Below are 15,910 nucleotides of genomic sequence, written 5' to 3' on the forward strand. Positions count from 1 at the left end.
CATAAGCGCGACCGGTGCCGACGCGCCGTTGCGAAACCGCGCCAGATTCAGGATACATCTTTCGGAAGGGGCCCCGCACTGACGCCACATAAAAAAATGGCGCCGCGAGCATCGAGCCCGTGGCGCCATTACATGGTTCTACGGCGCGCATCATCGTACGCCGTGGCCTCGCAGCACGCTTACATCTGTAGCGTATCGGCCACTTCCTTGAAGTCCGCGATCCGGTCGAAGTTTATGTACGGGTAGATCTTGTCGCCGTTGGCGCTGAGCACGCCCATGTCGGCCACCTGCTTCCAGGAGCGGGGCAGGCGGATTCGATGGAATGTCAGCGATGATGTAAAGGTCGAAATGGCCCCTTGCATGCAAAGGATGACTGGGGCGGCATGCTCAATAACTGCTCAGTTGATCAGACGATATCGCTGACGGTACGAAAAATGCTCCTCGCCCCGGCAACCAGTCTTCAAGCGAGCCCAACAAGCTTGTTGACAATCGAGTGGAAAACCGGACGATCCCGACGCGGCGTCGGATGGCGTCGAACGCTAGTGAGCTCGCGATGTTCAATCTTGCAATGGATAACAAGCTTCGAGCACGCAGTCTTACGCGGGTGCAGATGCAGGACGTCCATCACGGAAGCCACGTGGCCGATTGGCCTCGACGATACCGCATACGGCACGCACACGATGCGCCACCTAAAAGCTTCGCCAATTTACAGGTGAACGAAGAATCCTCGGGCGATGCAATTGCTGCCCGGATATATGAAGCCGGAAAACACGATTCGCTATCTCTGCATTGAAATCGACGATGCCCGCGAACATGGCTCTCACTAGCCACCGGCAGAATGCAGCACGCTTGGAAGCTTCGACACTCCCTCATTTCCAATAACATCGCCTTGCAAAACCCCAACAATTAATTTTCAATTCAACAAAAAATAATTAATTGAATTAAAGACTCTTCAGCAATACGTTCCGGCGCCGATATAGCGACGGATGATCATTTGGCACGCCACTCGTGGGCCGCGCACATCCGTTGAGCAAACACGACAAGTTGCTCATGAACGGATGCATCAAGCGGCGTGTCAGTTGCTCATTCGGGTTTCGATTGAAACCCGCCATTTCAACCGGAACAAGAATATGAAAAAGAAAGACTCCTCGGGGATCGCACGGCTTACGCTGTGCATTGCCGCCACCGCAGTGCTCGCCGCATGCGGCGGCGGAGGCGATGGCGGATCGAGCTCCGGCTCGTCCAGCTCACCCGGCAATTCGAACACCACGGCCGCAAGCGCGATGAGCGGCACGGTCGCGATCGGCAACGCGCTCGTGGGCGCGCCGGTCACGGTGATGGACGCCACCGGCAAAACGACGACGGTGACATCGGGCAGCAACGGCACCTACAGCGTATCGATCAGCGGCCTCACGGCACCTTTCGTGATTACCGCCACCGATCCGTCCGGCGCGTCCGGAACGCTGTATTCGGTCGTGGCCAGCACGGCGACGAGCCAGGGCGCGCCGGTAACGGCCAACGTCACGCCGCTGACGACCGCAGTCGCAGCGCTGCTCACGGCGAGCGGCAACCCGCTCACGCTCACGCAATCGGGTGGTCTGACTGCCGTCACGTCGTCGTCCGTGTCGACGGCAATCGCCACGCTCGACAAGGCGCTCGCGCAGATTCTGAATGCGAACGGCCTGTCCGCCTCGTCGTTCGATCCGGTCGGAGGCGCCTTCACGCCGAACCAGAGCGGCGCTGACGCCGTGATCGATGCGGTCGCCGTGGCGCCGTCGGCCAAAGGCACGGGTCTGCAGCTCACGAGCCTGGCCGATCCGGACACGCCGATCGCGCTGAACCAGGGCACCACGGCCCCGGCGGCACTGTCCGTGCCGACGCAGCCCGCGAACTACCTGGCGACGCTCGTCTCGCAACTCGGCCAGTGCATGAACGCGATGCAGGCTACGCCGGGCACGACCAACGCGGCGTGCGCGTCGGCCATCGATGCGAGTTACCTGAACGACGGCTACAAGAGCTTCGGCACGCGCCACACGCTGTTCACGAAGGGAACGACGCTGCAAGGCGTGAAGACCGTCGCGTTCCTGCCGGCGGGCACGCTGCCTGCGATCAGCAACCCCGCTGCGCTGGTGTATTTCCTCGTCACGGAGGCTGACGGCACGCCGAACTTCGCAAGCGACGTCGTGCAGAAACTTCCGAACGGTACATGGGACATCATCGGCAACCAGGCGCAATACGACATCTACATTGCATCGTTCGTCGGCCGCACGCAGTTCACCAACGCCGCAGACGCCGGCAACGGTCGTCTCGAATCCGGCCTGAACATCCAGATTCCGGTGAACATGAAGGTCAACGGTCTCACCCAGTACGTCGGATCGGCGCTCGTGACCGGTCCCGGACTGCCGGCAAGCGGGGTCTACATGCTCAGCCCGAATGCCGGCATCGGACCTTATCTGGCGTTCCCGCTGAAGGCCGTCACTGCGCCGCCCGCCCATGTCTCGACGAGCACGCCGTCCTGGCCGGACGTCGGCATGAGCACGCAGTACAAGTGGTCGTGGGCTTCGCTGTCCGGCGGCGCCAGCGCGTTCACGCCGACCACGCCGGAATACGCGCCGGCACCGGTCGACGTGTCGACGATCCGCCAGCACGGGGTGTACACGATCACGCTGTACGATGCCAACGGTCAGCAGATCGGTACGCCGCAGAAGGTGCTCAACATCGCGTCGAACATGAATGCCGCAGCCGGGACGACCGTTTCGTGGCAGACGCTGGGCAGCGACGTGATCGCGAACCTGCTGACGGCCGGCGGCTCGGGTACGTCTACCGCCTCGTCCATGACGATGCCGACGGCCAACATTGACTGGACGGTGCCGACGACCAGCCTCGCCTATCCGAATCCGTGGGTTGCGATCAATTCGCAGGGCGCCGGGGTGTTCACGAACGGCGTCCAGACGTATCAGGCCCAGCCGTACGACGTGATGAACTGGGCCACGCCGAAGGTCAACGGGACGACATACTCGAGCACGTTGAGCGGCTTCGTCGATCAGCTGACCTCGACGGCCAACGCGAACGCGGAATCGGCGGTTCAGGTCCAGCTTGGCTGGCAGGCGGGTGGCGATTACTACATCAACACCTGGCAGTACAACAACTGATCGCTACGCAGGGCTGCGGACCCCGAAGGCTTCAGGATCCGCGCCCGGCGCAAGCGCGCAAACAAAAGGGACGCCGCGATTCGTCGCGGCGTCCCTTTTTCGTGGGGTGTGTCGGTCGATACGGTCATCAATCGCGTCGAGTGCGATCTGCTCCGCGAACACCACATTCATGTGGCTGGGCCGGGAACGTGCCGCCGATCGATCGAGGTCATGAGGGGATATTAAAAGGCCCCTGGATTGTGCTGCGTTTTAACGGCGTAGGTCGATCCAGATCCGACAAGGCTTATCAATCAGCGCCTAAAACAATACTCAACTGTATGAGTCGCTTGCTGGCTGACCTTTTTCTTGCTTCTAAAGCCTGCCTCGAATGGATGTGCCGTCTAATTGGAATAGTGGGTGGCCCCCGGAATAGGGTGCTATTGGAACAAAAGTCCGTGCCGCTGATAACTGTCAATGTTGACAGGATTTGTTCCCATTCGAGTTGCTAGCGAGCCGACGACAGTACCGCCTCGCCGACCCATTCCGTTCAGGGATACGCGGATCACCGGTTACGCGTGACGCCATTTTGCCAACGTGGGCAGTTCGCGCTCGGTGGCCGCATCATCCAGACGGGTCCAGCTATAAAACGTGCCGCTCCATCCCGGCACGGGTAGCGGGGCCGCGCAGTGAACGTCCGCGAGGCCCGGCCGATAGGCCTGGGATGGCCAGAACAGCGGCATGATGCGGCGCGCTTCCATGCCTTGGCGCAATTCGGCCGGCCCGTTCGCGTCGGACACGATATCGCAGTGGAACGACCAGTCCTCTTCGCTCCACGCGAGAAATACACTGGGGGCGCCGGCGGCATCGAACATCAGCACCGCGTCCTGATTGGGCCGCCAGTAGTATTCGACGATGTCTTCCCGCGCGGCCACCTCGTCGATCAGTTTGACGATCCGCGGATCCCGGTAGGTCGCCCCCACTTCATGCAGGCTGATGTGCCCGCGGGCCGCGCAGTACTTGCGTTTCGCGTTGTCCAGCACGGTTGCCAGCTTGCGCGCCATCTCGACGTCGGTTTTCTTCAGATAGCAGTCGATCAGTCCCGCGTTGAACGCGTCCACCGCCTCGCGCTCATCGGCGATGCCGGTGAGCAGGATTTTCATGCAGTTCGCGTTGCGGATCGAGGACAGAAACTGGATGCCGTCGACCTCCGGCATTGAAAAGTCGACGACCACCGCGCCCACTGCCTCGAATCGGGCGGGATCGGTGAGCGCGTCCTGGCCGATCGCATTTCCGCCTTTTTCCTCCGCACCGAAATAGTCCGCGGCCGTGGGCGGCATTTCCGCGTCACGCGACGACACGAAGTCGAGCGCCGCCTGGGGGTGCGTAAAAAAGCGGTTCAGGTGTTCGTCCGGGAATGCGCCCCGCAGCGCCTGCAGGAAATCCGGATTGTCGTCGACAAACACCACGGACACGGGATAGAGCACCGGCTGCCTGACGAAGGTTTGCATACGAGTGTCGATAAATCAGCAGAAGAGGATTCGGTAACGGAGACGCATTTCCGCAAATGATGGCCGCGTTTCACGACCGCGCCAATTATCCGGCGAAAGTGGGATGCATATCAACTGTTTGTCAACCTCGAATTCGACACGTTTTGACCACGCCACTCAACGGAATTGCACGGGGAGAATCGGGCCATTCCTTCTTTTTGAAGGAATGCGCCGCTACCGCCAGTAGCGACTCAAGGAGTTATCCATGCTGACGCAAGACGCGATTCTTCACGTCCTTTCCAACGAAACGGCCCATCAGTCCGAGAAAACTTTCCACCACGTGGTCGACATTTACCTCAAGGATTCCAATGCCTTTATGAACACCTATTTCGCAAGATATTTCGAATGGCAGGGCGTGTGCCGTGAACGCTGGTTTCACGAATGCATCCACAACAACCTGCTGGCGGCCGGCGGTTCGTTCGTGACGAAGCGCGCGCATCAGGAATACGTCCACGAGACGTTTCCGTTCCAGCGGGTCGATTGCTATCTCAATACGTTCGAGGTTCGGCAGTGCTCGGCCTATCTGCTGTTTCGCTTCTACGTTGACGGACAACAGGTGTCGCTGGGGTATCAGCAGATCGTGTTTGCCGGTCCCGACAAGCGGATCAGCCGCTTTCCGGCGGGCATCATCGAGCGGGTCAGGGCGTATGAACTGATCCTGCCGTCCGCCGCGAACTGAATGTGAGACTGCCTTACCCGATGCGATAGCGCCGGGTGGGCGCCGGCGGATCGCGCAATGCCTGATCCGCCGGCGAACCGGGCTCCGGCAGCCGGATCGTGAACGTAGTCCGGACCCCGGGGATGGATTCACACGTGATGGTGCCGCCGAGCGCTTCGCATACGCGGCGACAGAAGCTCAAGCCCATGCCGGCACCGCGACCGTGCGATTTGGTCGAGAAGAAGGCGTCGAAGATTTGAGGGAGCACATCGGGGGCAATGCCCGGGCCCGTATCGCTGAAGCGCAACACGCAGTAACCTTCGCTGCTATAGGCGTCGATCTCGATCTGCCCATGGCCGCTCGCGTGGATCGCGTACAGGGCGTTTTTCAGCAGATTGAAGATGACGAAGATCACGAGCGAGTCGGATCCGGAGAACCGAAGGTCCGGATCGATAGCGTCGACCGATACGCGATCTCGCTCATCAGGACGGAAGGGAAAGCGCTCCACCGCGGCGTCGACACAGGCCCGTATCGGATAGGCCGCGAAGCCGTGGCGATCGAGTCGGTCCAGCGTAAAGGATGCCAGGGACATTTCGACGACGGTACTCGTGGTGTCGACCTGGCGCCGGATCGACGACGCGAGCGCCGGCAGCCGCTCCAGCTGCCCAGGATACAAGCCGTCGGCGCACAACCGGTGCTCCACCGCCAGCCGATACCCGCGCAGCAGCACCGGCAGGACGTTGCGCAGCTCGTCCGCGTGCAGGCCGATCGCCGCCAGCGGCGTGGCCACTTCATGCGCGACCGTCGCGGCCAGGAGATAGGGGCCCATCAGGCCATAGCGGACGATCGACGTCGCGAGAATCCCGAGACTGACCGCGATAAACAGCACGCCCACCGGATAGAACTCGACGCCGTAGTTCACCGCATAGTCGGTGGCCGCGAGCGAGTAGAGGCCCAGGCTGACGAGACATAGCGTGAGCAGCTGCCGGACGTCTCGCGCTCGCGCCTTTCGTCTAGCCTCGATCAGGAGCCAACCGCTGCGGCCGACCAGGAGCACGGTCTGCACGACGTGCAACGGATGCAGTGGGCCCGCCTTGGGATACGGGCCGAAGAAATGCAGGCGGAATCCATCGACGACCCCGTTGCTCGTGACCAGCAGCACAGCCAGCAGGACGCAGAGGCCGTAGGATGCGAACACGATCGGCTGTTCGTCCCGACGCGACACGATCTCCGTCATGAAATGATAGAAGGTCGTCGGCAGGAAAAGGATGAACAGATAGCCGGCCTTGACCAACACGTCGGCGACGTCGGCGTCGGTCGTCTGGAACAGGAAGGCCCACGTTCCCTGCCAGACGAAAGTCGTCGCGCACATCAAGGCGAACGGGACGGATACCCGCGTGAGGCCCTTGGTGGCCAGCACGTAGAGGCCAAACCCGAGAAACAACGCAGATACAAACGCGGGCAAGATCGAGTACATGATGCGTGAATCCACAATGTTCACTGGTCGCGCACCACAGAACTGTCCTGGCCGGTGCCGTTTGCGAGAGTAGCACGCAGCGGCAGGCGAGCGAGCGCGGCGGGTTTGTCGACGGGGGCTCCGCGCATTTCAATCGTTGATCACGCGCGTGACGGGTCCTGAATAGGATAATCGATCGCCATCGTGATCAGGAACTGGCCATGGATTACAGCTTTGCCGCTACAGGCCAAGCCCCCACGATTGCATTCGTCATCGCGATCGCGCGAACTATCTCCATGTCGAATGCCAAGCGCCGCGCCGCAACACAAGCTGCAGTCGATCGTGTGAAGCGGGAACTCGAACAGGACAACATCCTGCCCCGGCGAACTGCCCGACGGGAGGGGAGTCGTCATCGATTTGCAAATGATTTTTCGAATCAATCGCATCAATAGAACACGAAATCTCGAATAATCGGCCGACTCGATATACCTATCCTGGAACCCGCGTTCCCTGTCATAAAAAAACAACATCGTACGGATAGCAGATGCATGCTTGCGTCGAGCACCGCGCGCTACGCTTTAACCCGGAGTTTCGCGAATATTTCGCGCCGCTCGATAATTGCATCGACCACTAAAACAAATGCACTGCGCGCCGATATTTCGGAAAGCGTCGGCAGTGGATGCGCCCCCTGATGAATGAAAGGCAAGCGGCGGATCTTATAGAACGACGATATCTGCGGAAACACGAACCACATCCAGTGACTTCGCTTGTGTCCGTGCCTTCGCTCGTCGCACACCCGGGCATACCCCGCATCCTGTGCGTCGACAAAGCCCTGAAGATCATGGGGATCGTCCATTTCGCCTTCCGTCCGTTCCGGCGCGGCAAGCCGCCCGAGCACGCATTGCGAGCGTTACCCCGATGGCGTGCAAACGCCCCTTGACCGTGCGCTCCCCTGGCTTCGCATCGCGTCCCGCGGGGAAAAGATCGAATTTGCTGCGGTGCAGTGCACCGCGTTCGATCGCCCCAGGTGACGTCGCGCATGCCGCCCGATGGCGACGTGTCGGCAACGGGCGTAGCATTCAGACAGGCGGCCGGCCGCGATTCTCACTGACGGATCGACGGCATACCCCGGTCCGGCCGCAGCCGGCCACGCATGGCGGCCCGGCAAAGGAGCCTCGATGCGCTCGCAAGCAACGTCCGTCCCACGCCTGAGACGCTACGGGATCGCGGCTGCGATCGTCATCGCGTGCCTGATCGTCGTCGGGCGCATCACCGGCCTCCTGGTCGACTGGCTTTGGTTCTCGTCGATCGGCTATGCCGGCGTCTTCTGGACGATCCTGTCCGCGAGGGTGCTGCTATTCGTCGCGGTGTTCGCCGTCTCGGCGGCCGCGATCGGCGCGTCGGGGTGGCTCGCGCATCGTTATGCCAGGCCCGTTGATGTCTGGCAGGTGGCGGACACTTCGTCGACGCGCGCGGAGGATGTCCTGCGGGCGCTGGCAGGGGAGGTCGCGTCGCGCATTCCCTGGCGGGCGGTCATCGCCGCGGGTGCCGTCATTCTCGGGCTGGCGATCGCAGCCGGTGCGATGTCGAGCTGGGATGTCGTGCTTCGTTTTCTGTATCGGGTGCCGTTCGGCGCGCACGATCCGATCTTCGGCAAGGACATCGGTTTCTACCTGTTCGCGTTACCCGCCTGGATCGTGCTGAAGAACCTGCTGCTGCAAGGGGTCGTCTGCAGCGCGATCGTCGCGGGCAGCGTCTACTGGCTGCGCGGCGACATCATGCTCCGCCCGCCGAAGGGGCTTTCATCGGCAGCCGCGATTCACGGGTCGGCGCTACTGGCGCTCTTCTTCCTGCTGAAAGCCTGTTCCTGGTGGCTCGAACGCTTTCTGCTGCTCTACGACAACAACGGTGTCGTGGTCGGTGCTGGTTATACGGATGTCCACGTGATGCTGCCGGTGCTGTGGCTGCTCGTCGGCCTCGCCACTGCGTCGGCCGTTGCGATGCTGGTCAACATGCGCCGGCCCGGCTATCGGTTGCCGGCCGCTGCGGTGCTGCTCGTGTTCGGCACTTCGTTTGCGCTCGGTATCGTCTATCCCGCGCTGTTCCAGCGCTTCTACGTCAAGCCGAGCGAGCTGCAGCTCGAGACGCCCTATATCCAGCACAACATCGCGTTGACGCGGCAGGCTTACGGTCTCGCGCAGATCGAGGTCAAACCGTTCGCGGCCGAGCAGGGCCTGAATCTTGCGTCGCTGCAGGCCAATCGCGCGACCGTCGACAATATCCGCCTGTGGGATGTGCAGCCGTTGATGGATACCTATGCGCAGTTGCAGGAGATCAGGACTTACTACAAGTTCCTTTCCGTGGATATCGATCGCTACCATCTCGACTCCGGCTACCGGCAGGTCATGCTGTCGGCGCGCGATCTGGATCAGACGATGCTGCCGGAGAACGCCCGAACCTGGGTGAACCTGCATCTGCTGTTCACCCACGGCAACGGCATCGTGATGTCGCCGGTCACGGAGAAATCCACGGAAGGCTTGCCGTCGCTCTATCTGCGCGACATTCCGCCCGTCGCCGATGGCGGACCGGCGATCCACGAACCGCGCATCTACTTCGGTGAAGGCGGGCAGGGCTATGTGATCGTGAAGGGCAGTGTGCCCGAATTCGACTACCCGAAGGGCGACAGCAACGTCTACACGTCCTACAGCGGGCGCGATGGTGTCGCGATCGGCGGCGCGGTGCGGCGCAGCCTGTTCGCATGGCAGTTCGGCGATCCCAACATCCTGCTGACGCACTACATCACGAACCAGAGCAGGATCCTCTTTCACCGCAACATCCGGGAGCGGATACGGACAATCGCGCCGTTTCTCGCGCTCGACCACGACCCCTATGTCGTGGCAAGCAACGGACGCCTGTTCTGGATGCAGGACGCCTATACGACCAGCCACTGGTTTCCGTATGCGCCGCCCGGCGTCGGCGATGGCGCCAACTACATCCGCAACGCGGTCAAGGTCGTGGTCGACGCGTACAACGGCACGGTCGACTTCTACGTCAGCGATCCTTCCGATCCGCTGGTGCGGACTTACGCGCGCATCTTCCCCGGCATGTTCAAGCCGCTCGACGCGATGCCGCGGGATCTTCAACAGCACATCCGCTACCCCGAGGATCTGTTCCTGATCCAGGCGAACCTCTACCGCGCGTATCACATGGATGCACCGGAAGTGTTCTATAACCGCGAGGACCTCTGGCAGTTTCCTCGCGCGCCGGGCGATATCGACGGGGGCGACGCCGCGAACACGCAGATGGCGCCGTACTACACGATCATGCGGCTGCCCGGCGATGCGCAGGCCGGCTTCGTGCTCATGCTGCCGATGGTGCCGAGCCAGCGCGAGAACATGATCGCGTGGCTGGCCGCGCGTTGCGATCCGCCCGGGTACGGCAAGCTGATCGTCTACGCGTTCCCCAAGGAAAAGCTGATCTACGGGCCGTACCAGATCGAGGCGCGCATCCAGCAGAGCACCGAAATCTCGCAGCAGATCTCGCTGTGGAACCAGATGGGCTCACGCGTCATCCGCGGACATCTCGTGGTCGTTCCGATCGAGCACTCGATTCTCTACGTGTCGCCGCTCTATCTGCGCGCGGCGTCGGGCCAATTGCCCGAGCTGAAACGGGTGATCGCGGCCTATGGCGATCGCGTCGTGATGGAGGAGAACCTGAGCGAGGCGCTCGCGGCGCTCTTCAAGGAGACGGGGCCGGGAACGACGCCGGCTGCGCCGGCCGGTGCCGCAGCGGATGCGCGCGCCCGCGAAGCGCTGGCCCACTACAATCGTGCGATCGAGCGGCTGAAGGCGGGTGATTGGGCCGGCTTCGGCGCGGAACTCGATGCGCTCCGACCGTTGCTCGAAGCGCTGGGCGCCGTTCACGCGGATCACAAGCAATGAGTGACGCGCGGTTGAGCGGGTGTGGGCGTGGATGCCCGTCATCAAGCCGCTGCCGTGGTGTTGCGGGCGCACACGTTGTCCTGAATCGGGACCGGTTGCGGAAGGCGGGCCGGCAGCCGCTTCGTCACCTTATACATCGAACGAGCCGGCCAATCCGTCAGGTCAGCGGCGGCGCGTGCCCATGATCCTGCAGCCCCCGCGCGTCGTCGTATTCCCGCGAAATATCCTTGTTCGTGTAGTCCCCGAGCTTCGATGCGGCGACCACACTCAGCACCGCACAAACCAGCACGTACACCGCGATCGCATACCCCGAATGGTAGTAGGCAAACAGTGCCGTCGCGATCAGCGGTGCCGGGCCACCCGCAATGACCGAAGCGAGCTGATAACCCATTGACGCACCGCTGTATCGCAACCGCCCGGTAAACGACTCGGCAATCAATGCAGCCTGCGGCCCATACATCATCGAATGCGGGACCAGCGACAGCACGATGGCCGCGAAGATCCATACCGGGTTCCGGCTGTCGACCATCGCGAAATAGAGGAATCCGAACACACCGACGGCAGCCGCACCGATCATGTACATCCGCCGCCGCCCGATCAGATCCGACACGTGCCCGAACAGCGGAATGGTGAAGAACTCGACCACGGACGCCACCAGCACCGCCGTCAGCAGCAGTTCGCGCGACACGCCCAGCGCCGTGATCCCGTAAGTGAACACGAACGCCGTATAGATATAGAAGGGCGCCTGTTCGGCCATCCGCGCGAACGCCGACAGCACGATATCCCTCGGCTGCTTGCGCAGCACTTCGAGCATCGGCGTTTTCTCGATCCGGCGCTCGGCCAGCAGCTTCGCGAAGATCGGCGTCTCGAGAATGTTCAGGCGGATATAGAGCCCGATCGCGACCAGCACGATGCTGAGGAAAAACGGCACGCGCCATCCCCACACGAGGAAACTGCTGCCGGAAAACCAGCTCATGGCCAGCACGGCGAGGTTGGCGAGGAACAATCCCGCCGGCACGCCGAACTGCGGCCACGACGCGATGAAGCCGCGATGCGCATTGGTGCGCGCCCACTCCATCGACATCAGGACCGAGCCGCCCCATTCACCGCCGACGCCGACGCCCTGGATGAAGCGCAGCACCGTGAGGAAAACGGCACCCCAGATGCCGATCGCTGCATAGGTCGGAACGAAAGCCACGGCGAACGTGGCGAGCCCCATCAGCAACAGGGTCACGATCAGCGTGGCCTTGCGTCCGATGCGGTCGCCGTAGTGGCCGAAGATCGCCGCGCCGACCGGCCGCGCGACAAAGCCGACGGCATAGATCAGGAACGCCTGCAGCGTGCCGACGAGCGGGTGGGACTGTGGGAAATACAGCTTTGCGAAGACCAGGCCGGTGACCGTGCTGTAGAGGAAAAAGTCATACCATTCGATCGTGGTGCCGATCGTGCTGGCGATGACGGCGCGGCGCAACTGGCGCCGGGCTTCCTCGTCGGAGAGGGGCGTGGCCGCGGATTGCATGGCAGCCATTTTGATATCTCTCGGAAAAAGGGCGGAAGAGAAATTAACCATACGCCCGGTGGTGGGTTCCGACAAGTAAAAGCCATGAATGGGTTGCAGGGCGCCCGGGACTTTCAGTCAGAAGTCCTGATGTATATCCCGCTATCGGGCTCAAGGCTCGATGCGCCAGATCTTCTGGGCAGTTGATGGTTGCTCGCGTCGCCACGACGCTGCGAAACCAGTGCGGCCGGACCCGCAGCACGATACAGGGCGACCAGTCGTTCAATCTGCTGTCGACTGATCCCGAGCCGCTCCGCGGCTCGCCAAGGCGTCGGACGCTGCTCGATCACGGCTTCCACAACCTTCAGACGATCCAGCTCCCGCATGCTCATGGTGAGCAGTCCAGGTTGGCCCACGAGGCGCTCCGGCAGTTCAAACCGCCGCCGGCTTACGATGGGTCGAAAAGCAATGGGATGGACGCCCCCACTCGAAACGACGCAGTCGTGCCCAAATGGAGTTGTGCATGTCCAAATGCATGTCGTCAGGTTGATAGCACCGCAGTTCGTCAAACCCTATGTCAAGACAAACAAGAACGATGCAGCCGACACTGATGCGATTTCCGAAGCGGTGACACGACCGAACATGGGCTTCGTGCCTATCAAGAACGTCGAGCAACAGGGCTGTGCTTGCCTTGCATCGCACACGGCAGGGTTCCGTTTGTGCTCGCACGGGCAGACAAACCAGGTCCGCGGATTGCTCGGCGAATACGGGTATTCGATCCTGCAGGGCATCGCTCATATGATCCAGGTATTCGACGTTTTTGACGATAGGATCGACAAGCAGGCAGAGCAAAGGACAACGAATTACTCCGCGGCATCTGGAAGATCGGGACGAAGCTCTGCCTCGATCTGATCGATGGTCGGGAGACCTGTCTCTAGCGACGCGGGTACCTTGCGCATGAGTTGGTACTCGGCGACACCCATCGGCTTGGCCACGCCACGCAGCGCATACTCTGCAACAAGCCGATTCTTTTCCTTGCACAGAAGCAGGCCGATGGTGGGTTGGTCTTCCGGCGCCTTGACCTGCGCGTCGAGCGCGGAAAGGTAGAAATTCAGCTGGCCCGCGTATTCGGGCTTGAACGGCGTCGTTTTCAGTTCGACGACGACATAGCAGCGAAGCTTGAGATGGTAGAAGAGCAAATCGATGAAGAACTCATCACCACCCACCTCCAGGCGGTACTGCCGCCCGACGAATGCGAATCCGGCGCCCAGTTCCAGTAGGAAACGTGTAATGTGCTGTGTGAGTGCACGTTCGATGTCACGCTCCTGGGCACTTTCGGTCAGGCCGAGGAAGTCGAAGATATAAGGATCCTTGAGCGCGTCTCGTGCGAGATCCGACTGCGAAGGCGGCAGCCGGTCAGCGAAATTCGTCACGGCGTTGCCGGCGCGTGCATGGGCGGCCGTCTCGATCTGCATGGTCAACACGCTGCGCGACCAACCGTGCTCGAGCGACTTTTCCGCATACCAATGCCGCTGTGGGGCGTCGTCAAGCTTGTCAAGCAGTGTCACGACGTGCGACCAAGGTAATTGTGCAACGGGCTGTTGCACAAATTCGGGCTGCGGAAAAGCTTGGGCAAGGGCGCGCATGTACTTGAGGTTGCGCGGAGAAAAACCGCGCATGTCAGGAAACGCTGCCTTGAGATCCCGCGCGAGTTGATCGACGACGCCGGCACCCCAGCCTTGTTTTTGCTGCCGGTCGAGAATGTCGCGGCCAATCTGCCAGTACAGCGAGACCAGTTCGCGATTCGCGCTGGCCACGGCGCGCTGTCGCGCACGCTCGACGCGCTGCTTGAGCTCGGCGAACCAGTGACGATAATCATCAGCCCACACGGGCGTGCCCAGATCTTTGGTCATGTGTTCCGTTGACAGGCACCAGTTGGCGCCGGATGGGAAATTATCTCGGCGGAGCCGGCAACCGACAAGTGAGGCCGGTGTGAAGCCGCAATTCTAACACCGACCCCATTTTGACGATAATACATATTATGTAAAATTAAAATGATTCAAAATGGAATCCACGGGCCGCTGCCGCTCTTTTGCGTAAAACTGTTCCCGTATGGCTCAGGTTTGCCGATCCGTGCGACGGCTTTGTCGTCAGCGCCTGCTGTCCGTTCTTCGCCTGAAATTCCTCGACCTCCTGAGACGTCTGCCAGAAGAACAGTGGATACGTCAGCAGGATGGTCCACCCGGCAGCACGGTCGGGTACTACAGCACCACGACCGGCTCGATCGGTCCGCAGATCGGTGCGCAATCGAAAGCCATCATCTTCCTGCTCATGATCACGGATGCGCTCGATCGCTTCCGTAGCAGCGAAGGCTGGTCTTCAGGCGACGATGTATCGGTGGCAGTCCTGACGGTCGGCGCGAACGGCAATGTCGAAACCAGCACCGCGACCGTGCCGATCGAAGCGTTCGTGCTGACGAACAGCGGGTTGAGGGCGGGCGTGACGCTTGAAGGAACGAAGGTCACGAAGCCGACGGCGCTGTAGCGCTCACGCTCGAGGCCGGTTGGGCGAACGAGCCTGCCTGGCGACCGATATTTCCCGTCAACCGCTCCGTGAAATATCGGTTCCGCATCGAGCAATGCGCGATTGCGCGAACCTTGATCAGACATGTGTCGGCACTATAATTTTTTGAAGGTCGATTCGTATTCGAACGGTCGTCCCGAATTCATCAAGAAAGGGGACACATTGCCGCCACTGTCCCGTCTGGTCGTCGGATCGGCAAGATTTGATGGTTGGCTCCTTCCGCCGATTCCCGCAGCGCCCACATCGGCCGGATTCTTCATCGTTAGCCGGGCGCAGGCGCAGGAGCCACGCATGCAGGACAACCCGCCCATCACCGAAAATCACCTGCTTGCCGCGCTGCCGGAGAACGAGCGCGCCCTCCTCACCGCACACCTGACGCTCGTCGAGATGCCGTTGGGAAAAGTGCTGTACGAGTCGGGCGGCCAGCTTCATCACGTCTATTTTCCGACCACGTCGATCGTGTCGCTGCTGTATGTGATGGAGGATGGCTCGTCTGCTGAAATCGCGATCGTCGGCCATGAAGGAATGATCGGCGTGTCGCTGTTCATGGGCGGCGAAACGACGCCGAGTCGCGCCGTCGTGCAAAGCGCGGGGCAAGCCTACCGGCTCGACGCGAGCATCCTGAAAGAAGAATTCCGGCGCGGCAACGCGATGCAGCGCCTGTTGTTGCGCTATACCCAGGCGCTGATTACGCAGATGGCTCAGACCGCAGTGTGCAACCGGCATCACTCGATCGATCAGCAACTGTGCCGCTGGTTGCTGCTCAGTCTCGACCGCCTGCCTTCGAACCAGTTGCGCATGACGCAGGAGCTGATCGCCAACATGCTGGGCGTGCGCAGGTCAGGTGTGACGGAAGCGGCATTGAAGCTGCAGGACGCGGGCCTCATCCGCTACAACTACGGTCATATCGAGGTGCTGGACCGGCCGGGGCTCGAAAAGCGCGTGTGCGAATGCTACAGCGTGGTCAAACGCGAATTCGATCGCCTGCTTCCCGACCTGAAGCGACTCTAGCCGCTGCGGCGCCGCAGCGTACCGGCCGTCCCCGCAGATGCCCTTGACGCTTCCGATCGCGTGGAGGCGGAGGATCGACACCTTG

The 15,910-nt window shown here is 61.5% G+C and carries 10 protein-coding genes and 4 pseudogenes; 8 read left to right on the forward strand and 6 right to left on the reverse strand.

From position 1 onward, the window contains the following. The first annotated feature begins 493 nt into the window (after window positions 1-493). Both ACPTTF_RS35515 and ACPTTF_RS35520 read left to right on the forward strand, forming a co-directional pair. Window positions 494-827, forward strand: a pseudogene (locus tag ACPTTF_RS35515) (hypothetical protein). A gap of 303 nt (window positions 828-1,130) precedes the next feature. Then, window positions 1,131-3,152 carry a cell wall anchor protein gene (locus tag ACPTTF_RS35520; RefSeq protein ID WP_423372237.1) on the forward strand — a complete coding sequence of 674 codons (2,022 nt, stop codon included), beginning with the start codon at window positions 1,131-1,133 and terminating at the stop codon, window positions 3,150-3,152. Between the two features lie 548 nt (window positions 3,153-3,700). Here the strand turns inward: ACPTTF_RS35520 and ACPTTF_RS35525 are convergent. Then, window positions 3,701-4,639 (reverse strand): response regulator, encoded by a 939-nt coding sequence (locus tag ACPTTF_RS35525; RefSeq protein ID WP_423372238.1) that lies wholly within the window; start codon window positions 4,637-4,639, stop codon window positions 3,701-3,703. A gap of 244 nt (window positions 4,640-4,883) precedes the next feature. On the opposite strand from ACPTTF_RS35525, the gene ACPTTF_RS35530 reads away from it, so the two are divergent. Then, complete coding sequence (locus ACPTTF_RS35530; protein WP_166958064.1) at window positions 4,884-5,357, forward strand: acyl-CoA thioesterase; 474 nt, start codon at window positions 4,884-4,886, stop codon at window positions 5,355-5,357. A 13-nt stretch (window positions 5,358-5,370) separates the two neighbouring features. Here the strand turns inward: ACPTTF_RS35530 and ACPTTF_RS35535 are convergent, their stop codons facing one another. Continuing rightward, complete coding sequence (locus ACPTTF_RS35535; RefSeq protein ID WP_423372239.1) at window positions 5,371-6,813, reverse strand: ATP-binding protein; 1,443 nt, start codon at window positions 6,811-6,813, stop codon at window positions 5,371-5,373. A 200-nt stretch (window positions 6,814-7,013) separates the two neighbouring features. Between ACPTTF_RS35535 and ACPTTF_RS35540 the strand changes: the two genes are divergently transcribed. Next, window positions 7,014-7,244 carry a hypothetical protein gene (locus ACPTTF_RS35540; RefSeq protein WP_423372240.1) on the forward strand — a complete coding sequence of 77 codons (231 nt, stop codon included), beginning with the start codon at window positions 7,014-7,016 and terminating at the stop codon, window positions 7,242-7,244. 278 nt (window positions 7,245-7,522) lie between these two features. On the opposite strand, the pseudogene ACPTTF_RS35545 reads toward ACPTTF_RS35540, so the two are convergent. Further along, window positions 7,523-7,648 (reverse strand): annotated as a pseudogene (locus tag ACPTTF_RS35545) (DUF1810 family protein); the annotation flags it as partial. 322 nt (window positions 7,649-7,970) lie between these two features. Between ACPTTF_RS35545 and ACPTTF_RS35550 the strand changes: the two are divergent. Continuing rightward, on the forward strand, window positions 7,971-10,733 hold the full coding sequence (locus ACPTTF_RS35550; RefSeq protein WP_423372241.1) for a UPF0182 family protein: 2,763 nt from the start codon (window positions 7,971-7,973) through the stop codon (window positions 10,731-10,733). A gap of 157 nt (window positions 10,734-10,890) precedes the next feature. Here the strand turns inward: ACPTTF_RS35550 and ACPTTF_RS35555 are convergent, their stop codons facing one another. Together ACPTTF_RS35555 and ACPTTF_RS35560 are read right to left on the reverse strand one after the other, a co-directional pair. Next, window positions 10,891-12,261 (reverse strand): MFS transporter, encoded by a 1,371-nt coding sequence (locus ACPTTF_RS35555; protein WP_166958778.1) that lies wholly within the window; start codon window positions 12,259-12,261, stop codon window positions 10,891-10,893. Between the two features lie 104 nt (window positions 12,262-12,365). After that, window positions 12,366-12,623, reverse strand: a complete 258-nt coding sequence (locus ACPTTF_RS35560; protein ID WP_423372621.1) for a helix-turn-helix domain-containing protein — start codon at window positions 12,621-12,623, stop codon at window positions 12,366-12,368. Between the two features lie 142 nt (window positions 12,624-12,765). Here ACPTTF_RS35560 and ACPTTF_RS35565 point away from each other — a divergent pair. Beyond that, window positions 12,766-13,038: pseudogene (locus ACPTTF_RS35565) on the forward strand (IS110 family transposase); the annotation flags it as partial. Between the two features lie 56 nt (window positions 13,039-13,094). Here the strand turns inward: ACPTTF_RS35565 and ACPTTF_RS35570 are convergent. Further along, the gene (locus ACPTTF_RS35570; RefSeq protein WP_423372242.1) at window positions 13,095-14,144 is read right to left on the reverse strand and encodes a PDDEXK nuclease domain-containing protein; all 1,050 of its coding nucleotides are present in this window, start codon (window positions 14,142-14,144) and stop codon (window positions 13,095-13,097) included. Window positions 14,145-14,475: 331 nt separating this feature from the next. Between ACPTTF_RS35570 and ACPTTF_RS35575 the strand changes: the two are divergent. After that, window positions 14,476-14,775 (forward strand): annotated as a pseudogene (locus tag ACPTTF_RS35575) (YSC84-related protein); the annotation flags it as partial. A 330-nt stretch (window positions 14,776-15,105) separates the two neighbouring features. Further along, entirely contained in the window at window positions 15,106-15,825 is a 720-nt protein-coding gene (locus ACPTTF_RS35580) for a Crp/Fnr family transcriptional regulator (protein WP_166958022.1), read from the forward strand. Window positions 15,826-15,910 lie beyond the last annotated feature (85 nt).

The sequence above is a fragment of the Burkholderia crassaminum genome (assembly GCF_964265005.1).
Classification (GTDB): domain Bacteria; phylum Pseudomonadota; class Gammaproteobacteria; order Burkholderiales; family Burkholderiaceae; genus Burkholderia.